This is a genomic window from Azovibrio restrictus DSM 23866 (assembly GCF_000429665.1).
Taxonomy (GTDB): Bacteria; Pseudomonadota; Gammaproteobacteria; order Burkholderiales; family Rhodocyclaceae; genus Azovibrio; species Azovibrio restrictus.
Map to the genome: position 1 here is coordinate 146,996 of NZ_AUCH01000014.1, position 15,786 is coordinate 162,781.

At 65.1% G+C, this 15,786-nt stretch carries 12 protein-coding genes and 1 pseudogene; 10 read left to right on the forward strand and 3 right to left on the reverse strand.

Annotation, left to right across the window (positions count from 1 at the left end; genetic code table 11):
• Positions 1-118 precede the first annotated feature (118 nt).
• The 4 genes from mobB to moaE are packed head-to-tail and all read left to right on the forward strand — an operon-like array spanning position 119 to position 2,524.
• On the forward strand, positions 119-625 hold the full coding sequence (gene mobB, locus G474_RS0112680) for a molybdopterin-guanine dinucleotide biosynthesis protein B (protein WP_026687307.1): 507 nt from the start codon (positions 119-121) through the stop codon (positions 623-625).
• Complete coding sequence (locus G474_RS0112685; protein WP_026687308.1) at positions 619-1,824, forward strand: molybdopterin molybdotransferase MoeA; 1,206 nt, start codon at positions 619-621, stop codon at positions 1,822-1,824. Before mobB ends, G474_RS0112685 begins: the two co-directional genes overlap by 7 nt.
• Positions 1,821-2,069 carry a molybdopterin converting factor subunit 1 gene (moaD, locus tag G474_RS0112690; RefSeq protein WP_026687309.1) on the forward strand — a complete coding sequence of 83 codons (249 nt, stop codon included), beginning with the start codon at positions 1,821-1,823 and terminating at the stop codon, positions 2,067-2,069. The genes G474_RS0112685 and moaD overlap by 4 nt, the downstream gene beginning before the upstream one ends.
• 2 nt (positions 2,070-2,071) lie before the next feature.
• Positions 2,072-2,524, forward strand: a complete 453-nt coding sequence (gene moaE, locus G474_RS0112695) for a molybdopterin synthase catalytic subunit MoaE (RefSeq protein ID WP_026687310.1) — start codon at positions 2,072-2,074, stop codon at positions 2,522-2,524.
• A gap of 101 nt (positions 2,525-2,625) precedes the next feature.
• On the opposite strand, the gene G474_RS0112700 is transcribed toward moaE, so the two are convergent.
• Positions 2,626-4,263 (reverse strand): methyl-accepting chemotaxis protein, encoded by a 1,638-nt coding sequence (locus tag G474_RS0112700; RefSeq protein ID WP_026687311.1) that lies wholly within the window; start codon positions 4,261-4,263, stop codon positions 2,626-2,628.
• Positions 4,264-4,835: 572 nt separating this feature from the next.
• Here G474_RS0112700 and G474_RS0112705 point away from each other — a divergent pair.
• The 5 genes from G474_RS0112705 (at position 4,836) to clpB (ending at position 14,049) form a co-directional block, all read left to right on the forward strand.
• Positions 4,836-7,202 (forward strand): PAS domain-containing sensor histidine kinase, encoded by a 2,367-nt coding sequence (locus G474_RS0112705; RefSeq protein ID WP_026687312.1) that lies wholly within the window; start codon positions 4,836-4,838, stop codon positions 7,200-7,202.
• Positions 7,202-7,852: a response regulator gene (locus G474_RS0112710; protein ID WP_084513744.1), complete on the forward strand. Its 651-nt coding sequence runs from the start codon at positions 7,202-7,204 to the stop codon at positions 7,850-7,852. The genes G474_RS0112705 and G474_RS0112710 overlap by 1 nt, the downstream gene beginning before the upstream one ends.
• A gap of 328 nt (positions 7,853-8,180) precedes the next feature.
• The gene (locus G474_RS0112715; RefSeq protein WP_026687314.1) at positions 8,181-9,410 is read left to right on the forward strand and encodes a methyl-accepting chemotaxis protein; all 1,230 of its coding nucleotides are present in this window, start codon (positions 8,181-8,183) and stop codon (positions 9,408-9,410) included.
• Positions 9,411-9,418: 8 nt separating this feature from the next.
• Positions 9,419-11,392 (forward strand): putative bifunctional diguanylate cyclase/phosphodiesterase, encoded by a 1,974-nt coding sequence (locus G474_RS20690; protein WP_051282269.1) that lies wholly within the window; start codon positions 9,419-9,421, stop codon positions 11,390-11,392.
• A gap of 74 nt (positions 11,393-11,466) precedes the next feature.
• Entirely contained in the window at positions 11,467-14,049 is a 2,583-nt protein-coding gene (clpB, locus tag G474_RS0112725; RefSeq protein WP_026687315.1) for an ATP-dependent chaperone ClpB, read from the forward strand.
• Between the two features lie 86 nt (positions 14,050-14,135).
• Here clpB and G474_RS20695 read toward each other — a convergent pair whose 3' ends face one another.
• Complete coding sequence (locus tag G474_RS20695; RefSeq protein WP_281171731.1) at positions 14,136-14,399, reverse strand: type II toxin-antitoxin system VapC family toxin; 264 nt, start codon at positions 14,397-14,399, stop codon at positions 14,136-14,138.
• A 176-nt stretch (positions 14,400-14,575) separates the two neighbouring features.
• Positions 14,576-15,376, reverse strand: a complete 801-nt coding sequence (locus tag G474_RS22830) for an alpha/beta fold hydrolase (RefSeq protein WP_169729520.1) — start codon at positions 15,374-15,376, stop codon at positions 14,576-14,578.
• A 170-nt stretch (positions 15,377-15,546) separates the two neighbouring features.
• Here G474_RS22830 and G474_RS0112735 point away from each other — a divergent pair.
• Positions 15,547-15,786, forward strand: a pseudogene (locus tag G474_RS0112735) (IS110 family transposase); the annotation flags it as partial.

Below are 15,786 nucleotides of genomic sequence, written 5' to 3' on the forward strand. Positions count from 1 at the left end.
TGTTTGAACCACGGAGACATAGAGGGCACAGAGGAAAGGCAAGTGCAGGGCAAGTGGATGAAGCCTTGAAATCCTGCTTTTCTCCCTGCCTGCGGGCTTTCTTGGTAAGGAGTTCAGGATGAAAGTCTTCGGCATCGCCGGCCGTTCCGGTTCCGGCAAGACCACCCTGCTGGAACAGCTGCTGCCCCGCTTCAAGGCCCGGGGGCTGACAGTTTCCATCATCAAGCACACCCACCACGGCTTCGACATCGACAAGCCCGGCAAGGACTCCTGGCGGCACCGGGAGGCCGGGGCCCAGGAGGTGATGCTGGCCTGCAATGCCCGCTGGGCCCTGATGCGGGAGCTGCGCGACGAGCCGGAGCCGGACCTGAACGCCCTGCTGGCGCGCCTGGCCCCCTGTGACCTGGTGCTGGTGGAGGGGTTCAAGCAGGAGCCGGTGCCCAAGCTGGAGGTTTACCGTCCCGCCTGGGGGCAGCCCCCCCTCTACCCGGAACGGGCCGACATCAGCGCCGTGGCCACCGACGCCGTGCTCGACACCCGGCTGCCCTGTCTGCCCCTGAACGAGCCGGAAGTCATCGTCCAGTTCATCATCTCCCATCTGAACCTGCAGGAGTCCCCATGCTGACTTACCCGGAAGCCCTGGAGCGCTTGCTCTCTGCTGTCCTGCCCGTAGACGAGGTGCGCCGCCTGCCCCTGGCCGCCGCGGCCGGGCGGGTGCTGGCCGAGGCCCAGGTGGCCACGGTCAATGTGCCCCCCCTGGACAACTCCGCCATGGACGGTTACGCCCTGCGTCTCGCCGATGTGCCGGCCCCCGGGGTGTGCCTGCCCGTGTCCCAGCGCATTCCTGCCGGCAGCGTCGGCCAGCCCCTGGAACCCGGCAGCGTTGCACGCATCTTCACCGGCGCGCCGGTTCCCCCCGGCGCCGATGCGGTGGTGATGCAGGAGCGCTGCGAACCCTGCGCCGCCGGGGTGCTGATCCAGCACCAGCCCCGGGCCGGGGAAAACATCCGCCGGGCCGGGGAAGACATGGCCGCCGACCGGGAGGTCCTGCCCGCCGGCATCCTGCTGCGGCCCCAGGAGCTGGCCGTGGCCGCCGCCGCCGGTCTGGCCGAACTGCCGGTGCGCCGCCGCCTGCGGGTGGCCCTGTTCTGTACTGGCGACGAACTGCACCTGCCCGGCCAGCCCCTGCCGCCGGGAGGCATCTACAACTCCAACCAGTTCGCCCTGCAGGCCCTGCTGGAAGGCCTGGGCTGCGAGGTGCGCAACCTGGGGTTGGTGCCCGACGCTCTGGACGCCACCCGGGCCGCCCTGCGGGAGGCGGCCCAGGGCAATGACCTGATCCTCACCAGCGGCGGTGTTTCCGTGGGCGAGGAAGATCACGTGAAGCCGGCCGTGGAGGCAGAAGGCAGCCTGGACCTGTGGAAGATCGCCATCAAGCCGGGCAAGCCCCTGGCCTTCGGCCAGGTGCGCAGCGCCACCGGCCAGGCCTGGTTCGTGGGCCTGCCGGGGAACCCGGTGTCTTCCTTCGTCACCTTCCTGATGCTGGTGCGGCCCTTCATCCGCAAGCTCCAGGGCCTGGCTAGTACCGCTCCCGGCAGCTACCGGCTGCCAGCGGGCTTCAGCTGGGAAAAGGACAGCCCCTTGCATGAGTTCCTGCGTGCCCGCCGCAACGGGGCCGGGCAGCTGGAACTTCACGGCCACCAGGGGTCCGGGGTGCTCACCTCCCTGATCCACAGCGAGGGGCTGGTGCTGAAGCCGCCCCACGCCCTGATCCAGCCGGGCGACCCGGTGGAATTTTTCCCCTTCACGGAGTTGCTCGCATGAGTGTGCGCATCCTTTATTTCGCCAGCCTGCGGGAGCATCTGGGCATGGGCAGCGAAGAGCTGGAACTGCCCGAGGGGCTGGGCACGGTGGGGGAACTGCGGGCCTGGCTGACCAGCCAGGGGCGGGAAGCCCTGGCCGCGGTGCCCAACCTGCGCTTTGCCGTGAATCAGGAAATGGCCCGGGCTTCGGACCCGGTGCTGGACGGGGATGAGGTGGCCTTCTTCCCCCCGGTGACCGGAGGCTGACCATGCCGGTACGGGTACAGCAGGAGGATTTCGATCTGTCCTCGGAAGTGGCGCAGCTGCGCGCCGGTGACGCCCGGGTCGGGGCAGTGGCCGCCTTCGTGGGGCTGGTGCGGGACATGAACGAAGGGGCAGGGGTCAGTGAAATGGCCCTGGAGCACTACCCAGGCATGACCGAGAAGGCCCTGGAAGCCATCGTGGCCGAGGCCAGGGGGCGCTGGGACCTGTTCGATGCCTTGGTGGTGCACCGGGTCGGCACCCTGCAGCCCCAGGATCAGATCGTGCTCGTGGCCGTCACCTCGGCCCACCGGGGCGAGGCCTTCGCGGCCTGCGAGTTCATCATGGATTACCTGAAGACCCGGGCCCCGTTCTGGAAGCGGGAAGTCACCCCGGCCGGGGCCCGCTGGGTAGACGCCCGGGAGTCGGACGAAGGGGCGGCGGCGCGCTGGGCCCGGTAGGAAACCGGGCTTAGGGGGTCAGGCTCAGGGGGCCAGGCTCAGGGGGCCAGGCTCAGGGGGCCAGGCTCAGGGGGCCAGGCTCAGGGGCCGGGCCCTGGCCCTCAGCCCGTCTTGAACTTGCTCACTGCCTGATGCAGGGAGCGGGACAGGGTCTGCAGGTGGCGGGCGGCCTCAGCCGTGTTGGTAACCGCATGGGCGCTTTCTTCCGACATCTGGGCGATCTGCTCGATGTTCCGGGCGATCAGGGTGCTGGTCTGGCCCTGTTCCCGGATCGCGTCGGTGATGCCGTTGACCACCTCGGTGACCCGCTGGGAGCCGCTCTGGATCTGGTTGATGGAATCCCCGGCCTGGGTGGCCAGTTCCACCCCCTTGCTCACCTGGGTCACCCCGTCTTCCATGCTGGTCACCGCGTTCCGGGTGCCGCCCTGGATCTTGTTCACCATGGTGGTGATCTCGGTGGTGGACAGGCTGGTGCGCTCCGCCAGCTTCCTCACCTCGTCGGCCACCACGGCAAAGCCGCGCCCCTGTTCCCCGGCCCGGGCCGCCTCGATGGCGGCATTCAGGGCGAGCAGGTTGGTCTGGTCGGCGATTTCCTTGATGGTGTTCACGATGGAGCTGATCTGGTCCGACTGCTGCCCCAGTTCCTCGATGATGCGGGAAGAGGCCTGGACCGATTCGGAAATCTGGCGCATCTCGCTGGCGGCATTGTGGATGATGGCGGCGCCCTGCTGGGAGATGCCGCCCGCTTCCCGGGACAGGTTGCTGGCTTCCCGGGCGTTTTCGGTGACCTGGTCCATGCTGGTCACCATTTCCTCCACCGAGACTGCCATGGAGGAGGCGGCGCTGCTCTGCTGGCGGGCCCGCTCGGCCACCTCCTCGGAGGCGGTGAGCAGCTGGCCGGCGGCGCTGGAAACCTGTTCGGCGTCCTGGATGACTTCGGTGATCATGGCCCGCAGGGTCTGCTGCATGTTCCTCATGCCGGCCAGCAGGCTGTCCGTATCCCCGGGGCGGCAGGCCACCTCGGTGGTCAGGTCCCCGGCGGCGATGCGGCGGGTGATTTCCCGGGCGTAATCCGGTTCGCCGCCCAGGGCGCGGCCCAGGTTGCGGGCAAACAGAGCCAGGGGCACGGCGATCAGGAGGCCGATGCCCAGGCCGACGCCAAGCAGCAGCAGGGCGCTCTTCCTGAACAGGGCATCCACGTCATCCAGGTAGATGCCGGAGCCGACGATCCAGCCCCAGGGAGCGTAGCCCTTGACGTAGGAAATCTTGGCCACCGGCGCTTCGGAGCCGGGCTTGGGCCAGTAGTAATCGACGAAGCCGGCGCCGTTCTTCTTCACCTCGTTGACGAACTCCACGAACAGCAGCTTGCCGTTCGGGTCCTTGGTGGCGGACATGTCCTTGCCCTGTAGCTCCGGTTTGATCGGATGCATCAGCACCCGGGGCTGGTAGTCGTTGACCCAGAAATATTCGACCTTGTCGTAGCGCATGGCGCGCAGGGTATCGAGGGCCAGGGTCTTGGCTTGGGCCTCGTCCAGCTTGCCTTCCTGGACCAGCCGGGCGTGGTGCTCGATCACCGCGTGGGCGGCTTCCACCAGGTTGCGCACCTTTTCTTCCCGGTCGCGCATCAGGTTGGAGCGCTCCATGGAGAGCACCATGCCGAAGAGCATGATCAGGGCCACGACGGTGACCAATATCAAGCCCGTGAGCTTGGCCTTGAGCGTCATCCCTTGTTGCTGCATTTGGGTCCCTCCCGGGGAAAACCTTGATTTCCCGCAATTCTATGGGGAATTTCAATAATTCACCAAAAGTAAACGAGTTGTACCAATGACCGGCGTAAGCTGCCGCCATTTCCTGCAGTTTCCAGGGAGCCCGCTTCCAGCGCAAGGGCTTGCCTCTTTCACGGTTCCCCCTGTGTCCCATTTCCCGGGGCTTCGGGAGCCAGGACGGCCCGGGCCCCGGCTGTAGTGAATTAGGCTATATGTAATAATGGATTGGTCTACACGGAAATGAATTGGCTCCCGATAGGGAAGATGGACGGCTCCACTTAAAATGCATGGATTAGCTGTTTGGCATTGGCTGGGGCAGTTCCGGCCGGGGTTTTCCGGTGGGGCGAGGTGGTGCGATGGTTTCCGGCGGATGCGGGGTCCGTCGCAGGGGGGGATGGACGAGGGGCCGTGGCCGGCGTTGCCTGGCCCACGTCCGGGTGGTGGCTTCATTTTTCAGCAGTTTTTTCCGAGCATGTACAGATGAAATTCCAGCTTCCCGGCGCGAGCTGTTCGTTCAAGGTCTCCGGACCACCGGGCGGGCTGGAATGAGTGCCGAGTGGATCGCCCTGTTCTTGGTGGCCACACTGCTGTTGCTCCTGTCCTGCCGCCTGTTCCGGCGCCGGACCAGCGGCTGGGGCCTGCGGCGTCCTGATTGCCTGTGGCAGAGCCTGCCCCGGGAAGCTTCTCTATTCATGAACAGTGCCCGGCTGGGACTCTGGTGTTACGAGCCGGCCGGGGACGCCATGACCCTGGATGACCGGGCCCGGCAGCTGCTCGGCGCCGCGGAAGACCTGATCAGCAAGGCGGGTCTGCTGGCCCGGGTGCATCCCGAGGATCAGGAAACCTTGCGCCAGGCCTGGGAGAATTGTTGCCGCCAGGGGGGCGCCCTGGCCATGGAGTTCCGCGCTCTGGGGGAGGACGGCCTGTGCCGGCATCTGAGCCTCAGTGCCCACGCCTTGAATCCCCTGAGCTGCCGGGGCTGCCAGGGGCCGGTGATCCGGGGAACCCTGCAGGATGTGAGCGAGCAGCGGCGCCTGGAAAACTCCCTGCGGGAGAGCGAATCCCGCTTTTCCGCGGTGTTCCAGGCCAGCCCCGCCGGTGTCGGTATCAGCCGTCTGGAAGACGGGGTGCTGGTGGATGTGAATCCCGCCTTCCTGGAGATTCTCGGGCTGCCCCGGGAGGAAGTGCTGGGGGTTTCCTCCAGCGACCTGCATCTCTGGGCTTCCCCGGAGGAGCGGCGCTCGGTGATCGAAACCCTCCTGGAAGCGGGGCGCAGCTACAGCGGCGAGCATCGCCTGCGGCGTCGGGACGGGCAGTGGCGCCACCTGCTGGGTTCGGTGGATATCGTCTGTCTGGACGGGGCGCAGCATCTGCTCTGGGTACTCCTGGACGTGACGGAACTGCGCCACAGCGCCGCCCTGATCAACCGTAGCGAGAACCTGACCCAGGCGGTGATGGATTCCCTGCCCGTGGCGGTGGCGGTGCTCGATCGCCTGGGGCACATCCTGCGGGTGAACCGCAAGTGGTCGGAATTCGCCCTGGACAACGGGGCCCCGGGGCGGCTGCAGCAGGGGGAGGGGCTCAATTATTTCGAGATCTGTCTGCGCACCTTTCCCGAGGAGTCGGCCCGGGAGGCCCTGGAGGCCATGCAGGCGGTCCTGGCCGGCAAGGTGGCCGTGGCCAGCATTGAATACCATTGCGAGAACCCCGTGCGGGAACGCTGGTTCCTGCTCCAGGTCTCGGCCCTGGGGAAGGGGGACGAGGGCATCGAAGGGCTGGTCACCATCCATGTGGACATCACCGCCCGGCGCCAGGCCGAGGCGGTGCTGCAGCAGCGGCTGGAACTCCAGTCCCAGCTCGCCAAGGTGGCGGATTCGGTGCCCGGGGTCATCTGCTCCTTCCGGCGCCGGCCCGATGGCCGCTACTGCATGCCCTATGCCCTGCGGGGCCTGAAGGACATCCTGGGGGTGGAGCCCGAAGCCGTGGTGGAGGATTTCGCCCCGGCCCTGGGCATGCTGCATCCCGAGGACCGGCCCCGGGTGATCGATACGGTGGAGGCTTCGGCCCGGGACATGAGCCCCTGGTTCTGCGAGTTCCGGGTGCTGCATCCGGAACACGGCCTGCGCTGGGTGGAGGGGCGCTCCATTCCCTGTGCCGAGGCGGAGGGCGGCGTGCTCTGGCACGGTTTCATCCATGACATCACGGCCCGCAAGCAGGCCAACGAGGAAATCATGCAGTCCAGGGATCAGCTGCGGGCCCTGACCGAGCGCCTGCAAAGCGTGCGGGAGGAAGAGCGCACCCGCATCTCCAGGGAGATTCACGATCAGCTGGGGCAGAATCTCACCATCTTGAAGCTGGACGTCCAGTGCCTGCGCCATGGGCTGCGGCCGGAGCAGGAGGAGCTGGCGGCCAAGGTGGCGGCCATGGGCAGCCTGATCGATGAAACCCTGAAGACCGTGCGCACCATTTCCTGGGACCTGCGCCCGGGCATCCTCGATACCCTGGGCCTGGGGGCCGGCATTGAGTGGCTGGTGGATGATTTTCGCCGGCGCCTGGGCATACGCTGCACGGTGACGGTGCCGGAAGAACGTCTGGAATTGAACGATTGCCTGGCCACCCATCTGTTCCGCATCTGCCAGGAGCTGCTCACCAACGTGGCCCGCCACGCCCGGGCCAGCCGGGTGGAGGTGAGTCTGGCCTGCAATGCCGAAGGGGTGCTCCTGGAAGTCTGTGACAATGGCCTGGGCATGGCCGCCCTGCCGGCCAATGGCCATTCCCTGGGGCTGCTGGGCATCCGGGAGCGGGCGGTCCAGTGCGGTGGTGTGGTCGAAATCGCGACCGTGCCGGAGATCAGCGGCACCCGGGTCCGCGTACAAATTCCCGTAACGGGTGTGGAAAAGGAAACAAGGTGATGAACATTATCGTCGTGGATGACCACCCGGTGGTCCGGCAGGGCATCTGCCTGATCCTGGCGGCGGAGGCAGACATGCAGGTGACCGGACAGGCCGGGTGCATGGACGAGGCCCTGGCCCTGTTGCGGCAGCAGCAGTTCGACGTGGCCGTTCTGGACATCAACCTGCCCGGCCGCAACGGTCTGGAGGCCCTGGCCGACATGCAGCGGGCTTCGCCGGGTCTGCCCATCCTGGTGTTCAGCGTCCATTCGGAAGAGCACCTGGCCATGCGGGCCCTGAAGAACGGGGCCAACGGCTTTCTCAACAAGGAGCATGTGCCCGAGGAGCTGGTCAAGGCCATCCGCAAGCTGGCCCAGGGCGGGACCTATGTGAGTCCCCGGCTGGCCGAGTGGCTGGCCCTGGAGGTCAGCGGCCGGCGCCGCAACCTGCCCCACGAGTGTCTTTCCGACCGGGAATACCAGGTCATGTGCCAGCTCGCATCGGGGAAGTCGGTTTCCCAGGTGGCCGAGAGCCTGCACCGCAGCCCCAACACCATCAGCACCTACCGGGCCCGCATCCTCACCAAGATGGGCATGCGCAACAACGCCGAACTCACCCTGTACGCCATCAACAACCGCTTGGTGAGCAGCCCTTCCGTGTCCTCCGAGTAGGCCCGGACTGTTACAGCGCTTGTAGTGCATTCCATGAGGGCTGTTGAGTCCGGGAGTGACAGGGGAATCAGCGTTGCCCTGCTAGCCCGGCTCATCCATTCGCCATAGATTGTGCACTGACAAAAGACAGACCAGGGTGGTGGTCGTGCAGGACCACCGGTCAGCACTGCCGACGGCTCTGGTTGCCGCTCTGCCCGCCCCCTGGGGACGGGAGAGAACAGTATCTGAAACCCCGCCACAGAGGCAGTGCTGCATCAGGCATGCCGGCAGAGGGCTCCATCTCCCTTGCTTGCCGGCCCCGAACGGGTTTCAGGTCAAAGGAGAGATCGTGGAAGAACTGCCCCTGCTGCGGCGTGGCGCCCTGGTATTTTCAGCCATTGCCCTGCTGACCGGCTCCGTGGTGTATTGGGGCCATGAGACCTACCACCGGGTGGCCAACGAGGATTGGGGGCTGTCCAGCCGCTTCGTCGATTCCGTCGGGTCCCTGCTGATCGTGATCCTGGCCTTCCTGGCCCACTACATCCTGTCGCACCTGTTCTTCCGGGATTTTGTCCTGGGCACCCGGGTCTGGGCCCAGCGCCTGCGCCAGCGGGCCGAAACCCGCCTGTCCCGTTCCCGGGAGCTGGCCGGCCGGGTGGCGGAGGTGGGCAGCGTCGGCGAGATGACCCGCAGCCAGCTGGAGCAGCTGGTGGGGGAAACGGAAGCGGCGGCCTACAACATCATCAGCCAGTGCGAGAAGCTGGACGGCACCATGAACGAGCTGAAGCAGGTGGTGGCCCGGGCGGCGGAGCTGAGCGCCTCCCTGACCGCGAGCACCGAGGCCCGCCTGGCCCACAACCGGGGCATCGTCACCCAGCTGGAGTCCTACATCAGCGAGCGGGCCCAGGAGGCGGAACGGGACCGGCTGCGCACCGAGCAGGTGGTGCGGGAAACCCAATCCTTGAAAGGATTGGTGGACGTGATCCGGGGCATTTCCGGCCAGACCAATCTGCTGGCCCTGAACGCCGCCATCGAGGCGGCTCGGGCCGGTGAAGCCGGGCGGGGGTTCGCGGTGGTGGCGGACGAGGTGCGCAAGCTGTCTGCCGCCGTGGATGACGCCGCCGGCCAGATCCAGGCCGGCATGGGCAGCATGAGCGAGATCATCCAGTCCCACTTCCAGATGCAGCAGGCGGGCCAGCAGGCCGAGGAAGAGCGCCGTTCCCTGGGGGCGATCACGGCCCAGCTGGAAGAGCTGGCCCACGGCATCCAGCAGGCCATAGACGGGGAAGCCAGCGCCGTGCAGCTGGTCTACGACGGGGCGGGGATGCTCGATGAAGCCATCCTCCAGGTCATGGGCAGCATCCAGTTCCAGGACATTACCCGGCAGCAGATCGAGCGCATCCAGCAGGGCATGCTGAAGATGGAGACCCGGGTGGAACAGCTGGTGCGCCAGCTGGAGTCCCTGGAATTCTCCCCGGAGCAGGAAGAGGATTCCCTGGCCCTGGAAGTGGCGGACCTGTACGCCGGTCATGGGCGCCAGTCCCTGGCCGGCTCCAGTGCTGCGGTGGAACTGTTCTAGGAGCCGGCGTGGAGCGTGAATCCAGGGGGGAACCCCTTGTTGTCGCAGCCTCGGGACCGGAGCGTCGTCTGGCCCTGGGCCTGGCCCTGCTTTATCTGGCCTGTGGCCTGGCCTGGGTGGCCCTGGGGCGGGAGCTGCTGGACCAGTGGCTCAATGCCGGGCAAACCCTGTCGGGATTCAAGGACGGGTTCTTCCTGCTCCTCAGCTCCCTGCTGGTCTATGCCCTGTTCCTCTGCCGCCGGGGCGCCTGCAGCCAGCCCCTGCCCGCTGCCGGCGTGGCCCAGGACGAGCGCCGGCAGCGCCTGGCGGCGGCGGTGTTTTCCGCCACCCAGGAAGGCATCGTCATCACCGACCTGGAAGGGCGGGTGGAGGCGGTCAATCCCGCCTTCTGCGCCATTACCGGCTACGAGGAGGCGGAGCTTCTCGGGGAGAACATGCGCATCCTCAAGTCGAACCGCCAGGAGCCGGCCTTCTACCAGGCCATGTGGCAGACCCTGACGCTCACGGGCCACTGGCAGGGGGAAATCTGGAACCGCCGCAAGGATGGGGAAATCTATCCCGAGTGGCTCACCATCAGCACCGTCCGGGACGGGGACGATGCCCCCATCAACTACGTGGGGGTGTTCCTCGACATCTCCCAGATCAAGACTTCCGAACAGCGCCTGCAGCACCTGGCCCAGCATGACCCCCTCACCGGCCTGCCCAACCGGCAGCTGTTCCTGTCCCGCCTGGAGCATGCCCTGGAGCGCAGCGCCCGGCAGCAGGGGGGCGGGGCGGTGCTGATCCTGGACCTGGACCAGTTCAAGCACGTCAACGACAGCCTCGGGCATCCGGCCGGGGACGAGCTGCTGCAGGTGGTGGCCAGCCGCCTGCGCCGCTCCCTGCGGGACCAGGACACCCTGGCCCGCCTGGGGGGCGATGAATTCCTGATCCTGCTGGAAGACCAGCGCGATGCCCAGGGGGCCGCCGTCGTCGCCGACAAACTGCTCCAGGGCCTGGCGCTGCCCTTCCACATCAGCAGCGGCAACGAGGTGTACATGGGGGCCAGCATCGGCATCTGCCTCTATCCCCAGGACGGGGACCATGCCGCCACCCTGATCCAGCATGCGGATTCCGCCCTGTACCAGGCCAAGGCCCTGGGGCGCAACAACTCCTGCTTCTACGACGAGGACCAGACCCGCCGGGCGGATGCCCGCCTGAGCCTGGAGGCGGCCCTGCGCCGGGGCCTGGAAAACGGCGAATTCCGGCTCCACTACCAGCCCCAGGTGGACCTGCTCAACGGCCAGCTGGTGGGGGTCGAGGCCCTGGTGCGCTGGCAGCGCAACGACGGGGTGCTGGTGTGTCCCGACGATTTCATTCCCCTGGCCGAGGAAACCGGGCTGATCCTGCCCCTGGGCGACTGGGTCCTGGAAGAAGCCTGCCGCCAGACCCAGGCCTGGCTCGCCGCCGGCCACGGGCTGGAACGGGTGGCGGTGAACCTCTCGCCCCTGCAGTTCCGCCAGCAGGACCTGGTGGCGCGCATCGAGGCGGCCCTGGCCCGCACCGGCCTGGCCCCGACCCGGCTGGAACTGGAAATCACCGAGAGCATGCTGATGGATGGCGGCCCGGCGGACAGCGACGTGGCGCGCAAGCTGCACGCCCTGGAGCGCCTGGGCATCCGCCTGGCCATTGACGATTTCGGCACCGGCTATTCCTCCCTGGCCTACCTGAAGCGCTTTCCCCTGCATGTGCTGAAGGTGGACCGCAGCTTCGTGCGGGATATCCAGGCGGACCCGGTGAGCCCCAAGATCGTCACCGCCATCCTGGACCTGGGCCGCAACCTGGAGCTGGAGATCATGGCCGAGGGGGTGGAAAACCGGGCCCAGCGGGACTTCCTGCTGGCCCACGGCTGCCGCACCTGCCAGGGTTTCCTGTATTCCCGCCCTATCCCGGCCGGGGAACTGGAGCGCTACTGGCTGCCGGGAGATGCTGCCGGGCGATGATTCCCTGATTGCGGAGTTGAAATGCCGGCTTCCTGTCCCCATCTGGGGTGCAATCCACAGGAAAGGACACCGCCATGCGACTCGACAAGCTCACCACCATCTTCCAGCAGGCCCTGGCCGACGCCCAGAGCCTGGCCATCGGCAACGACCAGCAATTCATCGAACCCCTGCACCTGCTCCTGGCCCTGCTCAACCAGGAGGAGGGCGGCAGCGCTTCCCTGCTGGCCCGGGCCGGGGTCAATGTGCCCGGCCTCAAGCAGGACCTGGACGCCGCCATCAAGCGCCTGCCTCAGGTCTCCGGCCACGGCGGCGACGTGACCATAGGCCGGGACCTGGGCAACCTGCTCAACCTGACCGACAAGGAAGCCCAGAAGCGGGGCGACCAGTTCATCGCCTCGGAAATGTTCCTGCTCGCCCTCTCCGAGGACAAGGGCGAAGCCGCGAAGCTCGCCAAGCAGCACGGCCTCGCCCGGCGTCCCCTGGAAACCGCCATCAACGCCGTGCGCGGCGGCCAGGGGGTGGATAGCCAGGACGCGGAAGCCCAGCGGGAATCCCTGAAGAAGTTCTGCATCGACCTCACCGAACGGGCCCGCCAGGGCAAGCTGGACCCGGTGATCGGCCGGGACGACGAAATCCGCCGGGCCATCCAGATCCTGCAGCGCCGCTCCAAGAACAACCCGGTGCTGATCGGCGAACCCGGCGTGGGCAAGACCGCCATCGTCGAAGGCCTGGCCCAGCGCATCGTCAATGACGAGGTGCCCGAGACCCTGAAGGGCAAGAAGGTGCTGGTGCTGGACATGGCCGGCCTGCTGGCCGGGGCCAAGTACCGGGGCGAGTTCGAGGAACGGCTCAAGGCCGTGTTGAAGGAAATCGCCCAGGAAGAGGGCCGCATCATCCTCTTCATCGACGAAATCCACACCATGGTGGGCGCCGGCAAGGCCGAGGGTGCCATCGACGCGGGCAACATGCTGAAACCCGCCCTGGCCCGGGGCGAGCTGCACTGCATCGGCGCCACCACCCTGGACGAATACCGCAAGTACATCGAGAAGGACGCCGCCCTGGAGCGCCGCTTCCAGAAGGTGCTGGTGGATGAGCCCTCCGTGGAATCCACCATCGCCATCCTGCGCGGCCTGCAGGAGCGTTACGAGTTGCACCACGGCGTGGACATCACCGACCCGGCCATCGTCGCCGCCGCCGAATTGAGCCACCGCTACATCACCGACCGCTTCCTGCCGGACAAGGCCATCGACCTGATCGACGAGGCCGCCGCCCGCATCAAGATGGAAATCGACTCCAAGCCCGAGGTGATGGACAAGCTCGACCGCCGCATCATCCAGCTGAAGATCGAGCGGGAAGCGGTGAAGAAGGAGAAGGACGAAGCTTCCAAGAAGCGCCTCGCCCTGATCGAGGAAGAAATCGCCAAGCTGGCCAAGGAATACTCGGACCTGGAAGAAATCTGGAAGGCCGAGAAGGCCCAGGTCCAGGGCTCCGCCCACATCAAGGAAGAAATCGAGAAGGTGCGCCTGCAGATGGCCGAGCTGCAACGCCAGGGCGCCTTCGACAAGCTGGCCGAACTCCAGTACGGCAAGCTGCCCCAGCTCGAAGCCCAGTTGAAGGCCGCAGAAAAAGCCGGGGACGGGGAGCAGAAGCAGAACAAGCTGCTGCGCACCCAGGTGGGCGCTGAGGAAATCGCCGAAGTGGTGAGCCGCGCCACCGGCATTCCCGTCTCCAAGATGATGCAGGGGGAGCGGGACAAATTGCTGAAGATGGAAGAGCGCCTGCACAACCGGGTGGTGGGCCAGGACGAGGCCGTGCGCCTGGTGTCCGACGCCATCCGCCGCTCCCGCGCCGGTTTGAGCGATCCCAACCGGCCCTACGGCTCCTTCCTGTTCCTGGGTCCCACCGGCGTGGGCAAGACCGAGCTGTGCAAGGCCCTGGCCGAATTCCTGTTCGACAGCGAGGAACACCTGATCCGCATCGACATGAGCGAGTTCATGGAAAAGCACTCCGTGGCCCGCCTGATCGGCGCCCCTCCGGGCTACGTGGGCTATGAAGAAGGCGGCACCCTCACCGAAGCCGTGCGCCGCAAGCCCTACAGCGTCATCCTGCTGGACGAAGTGGAAAAGGCCCACCCGGACGTGTTCAACGTGCTCCTGCAGGTGCTGGACGACGGCCGCATGACCGACGGCCAGGGCCGCACCGTGGACTTCAAGAACACCGTGATCGTCATGACCAGCAACCTGGGTAGCCAGATGATCCAGCAGATGGCCGGCGACGATTATCAACTGGTGAAGCTGGCGGTGATGGGCGAGGTGAAGAGCTACTTCCGCCCCGAGTTCATCAACCGCATCGACGAAGCCGTGGTGTTCCACAGCCTGGACGAAAAGAACATCCGCAACATCGCCAGGATTCAGCTCGGCTACCTGGAAAAGCGGGTGCAGCAGTTGGAAATGCAGCTCCAGGTGGAAGACAGCGCCCTGGACGAACTGGCCAAGGCCGGCTTCGACCCCGTCTTCGGCGCACGCCCCCTGAAGCGCGCCATCCAGCAGTTCATCGAAAACCCCCTGGCCAAGCAGATTCTCGAAGGCAGGTTCGGGCCCAAGGACACCATCCGGGTGAATTGCGAGGGCGGGGTGATGCGGTTTGCGAAGGGGTGATCTGCGACGCAGGTTGTAAATGAAAACAGCAGAAAACGGCGGGCCCTGAAAGAATCAGGCCCGCCGTTTTGGCTTGGGGGACTCGCTTAGTCGGCGACCCAGTTTTCCAGCAGCAAACCCGGCACCCGCTGGAATTCCCGTAGATTATGGGTCACCAGTACCAGCCCCCGGCTGCGGGCCTGGCTGGCGATATGCAGGTCGTTAACGCCAATGGGCGTGCCCTGTTGTTCCAGAACAGCCCGGATGTTGCCATAGTGGGCTGCGGCAGCCATGTCGTAGGGCAGCACTTCCAGGCGGCTGCAGAAGTCCTCGACGACCGCCAGATTGCGGACCGGGTCACTGGGGGTCAAGCGCCAGCAAATCGAAACCCTGCTGCTGGGAGCGGCAGCCTACGACCCTTTGCGGACGTACTGGATTTGGAAAGCAGTCGTTCAGGAACGTACGAATTCAGCGGATGGCAAAAAGCGCAGCTTTTTGACGGCCCGCTGGAATAATTTGTTATGCATTTACTTGCGAGCAATCGCGCCTACGGACGCGCCAGTGGCTTGACCATATCTCTGATAGCACTAATTACCACTTCTGGTTTGTCATTTTGGATGAAGTGTCCGCTATCAACCCATAGCTGTTGAGCGTTTGGATACAGGCGGCCCAAATCAGCTTTCTTTTCGTTGAGGAATTGAGCGCTTTCGGAGTCCGAATCCAATTTTGCGCTCAAGATAACTACTTTTTTATTTGATAGCGCCGGTGAACGTAATACTTGCCCCCCTGTCTCCTTCGCCGCCAATAACTCATTCTCTTGAGAAGAGTTCAAAAATAGCTTCAGAAATTTTGCCCAGACCGGCCAGTTTTCAATTGCTCCAATGCCTTCAAGTTGCGATGGGTGAGAGGAGTCAACCAGAACCATGCCAACAATTTCATCTGGATATTTACGCGAGAAGAGTTGTACATAAAGGCCGCCCAATGAATGCCCAACCAAAACATAGGGCGGATGCAACCCCCTGCTGCGCAGGAGAACTCGCAACTCATCAACTACGGTAGCTCCATCTCGCGGTGAGATTGCTTCACTGCTGTTTCCGTAGCCTGGTCGATTATAGGCAAACACTGTTACGTCTTTTCCTATTTCGGAGAAGACGTTTCTCCAGCTATCCATGGATGCGCCGAGGCCGTTTTCAAAAACTACTACAGGCGCGCTCCGATTAATTTGCGCATACTCAGTTGTCTTATTGTTCACTGTTTCCAAGCTGGCCGAAGGTAACGATGCACATCCCGATAAAGTGCAAAGCAAAATTATTCCAAAAAGAAGTAAAAGGTTGTGCCTCATGCTCATAAACTGGGTCTCAGGTGAGGGCTGCATAACGTTTGAGTTCACCGGACTGCGCGGCTTTTCGCGCAGGTCCGGTGGAATGATGGGATGGACTCCCCCGTCTTTTTGGCGCGGAATAAGCGCCTCCGGTGCTCATGGGGATGGGGATCGGGTTTCGACGAAAGGAGTCCGAAATGCATGCTACTACCGTTGCAGTGGATCTGGCCAAGAGTGTATTCCAAATCGCTATTGCAGATGGCAATTGGAAGCTTGTCGAGCAGCAGCGGCTGACCCGACACCAGTTCGAGCGCTGGTTCCAGAACCGGAGCATTGGGCTGGTGGTGATGGAAGCCTGCGGCTCCGCCCACCACTGGGGGCGCTGGCTCAATCGACTGGGCATCCCGGTGAAGTTGCTGCCGGCGGCCTACATCCGA